Raw genomic sequence first — 1313 nt, 5'->3', positions numbered from 1 at the left:
ATCTTCGACGTCCCGTCCCGCCCCGACCTGGTAACCCAGGGCCCACAGACGTGCGTGGCAACGGTGATGGCAGGCAGACTGGTGTACAGGGCCCGCTAGGGGGGCGTGCAGAGGGCCCCGTAAGGGGCGCGAGGAACTGCGCGAGCAACCACCCCCAACCCGCACGGGAGCGCCCGTAAGGGGCGCGGGGAACGGCGCGAGCAACCACCACAAACCCGCACGCGCTCACCGTCCCGCCCGCCAAGGCAGAAGACCCGCCTGCCACAATGGCGGGGTGACCCGAGCCACCCTGGACAAGCAGCCGCACGACGTCGCCACGATGTTCGACGACGTCGCGGAACGATACGACCTCACCAACGACGTGCTCTCCCTCGGCCAGGCCCGCCTCTGGCGCAAGGAGGTCGCGAAGGCGGTCGACGCGCGCCCCGCGCAGAAGGTCCTGGACCTCGCCGCCGGCACCGCCACGTCCTCGCAGCCCTTCGCCCAGGCCGGTGCGTACGTCGTCCCCTGCGACTTCTCGCTCGGCATGCTCCGGGTCGGCAAGGCGCGCCACCCGTGGATGCCGTTCACGGCGGGCGACGGGACGAGGCTGCCGTTCAAGGACGACACCTTCGACGCCGTCACCATCTCCTTCGGGCTGCGCAACATCCAGGACACCGACGCCGCGCTGCGCGAGCTGTACCGCGTGACGAAGCCCGGCGGACGCGTCGTGATCTGCGAGTTCTCCAGCCCGACCTGGGCGCCGTTCCGGACGGTCTACACCGAGTACCTGATGCGGGCTCTGCCGCCGGTGGCCCGCGCGGTCTCCTCCAACCCCGACGCCTACGTCTACCTCGCCGAGTCGATCCGCTCCTGGCCCGACCAGCCCGCGCTCGCCGCCCGGCTGCGGGAGACCGGCTGGTCGAAGGTGGCCTGGCGGAACCTCACCGGCGGCGTCGTGGCGCTGCACCGGGGCTTCAAGCAGGGCTGATCCACACGGGAGTTGAGGGCGAACGCTCCGTAACGCTTGCGTCGCGACTCGCGCCGGACCTTATGCGGTTCTTATAGGGTCGGTCCTTTCCCGCTCGCGGGTGATCTCCTGGACTGTGACGGAGCGTTTGATGGCGTTGTACTGCCCGCACTGCGGGGCCCCCGCCCCTGATGAGGCCCGCTTCTGCATGAAGTGCGGCAAGGAACGCCTTCCAGAGGCATCGGCGCCGGAGGCGTCGGAGCCGGAAGCCCCGAAAGCCCCGGATGCCCCGGAAACCCCGGCCGCTCCGGACGTTCTGGACGTTCCGCCCGCTCCAACGAAGGCCCCCGAGACGGAAGTTCCC

General features: G+C 70.4%; 2 protein-coding genes. Both read left to right on the top strand.

Translation table 11 applies throughout. From position 1 onward, the window contains the following. Positions 1-274 precede the first annotated feature (274 nt). Positions 275-970 (top strand): demethylmenaquinone methyltransferase, encoded by a 696-nt coding sequence (locus GKQ77_RS32790; protein ID WP_219692789.1) that lies wholly within the window; start codon positions 275-277, stop codon positions 968-970. A 130-nt stretch (positions 971-1100) separates the two neighbouring features. Next, on the top strand, positions 1101-1313 hold a 213-nt coding region (locus GKQ77_RS34210), incomplete at its 3' end, for a zinc ribbon domain-containing protein (RefSeq protein ID WP_219692788.1).

This window comes from Streptomyces anatolicus (assembly GCF_019400875.1).
Classification (GTDB): domain Bacteria; phylum Actinomycetota; class Actinomycetes; order Streptomycetales; family Streptomycetaceae; genus Streptomyces; species Streptomyces anatolicus.
Note: the sequence above shows the minus strand (reverse complement) of the source record. Positions and strands in the feature narration are given on the sequence as shown.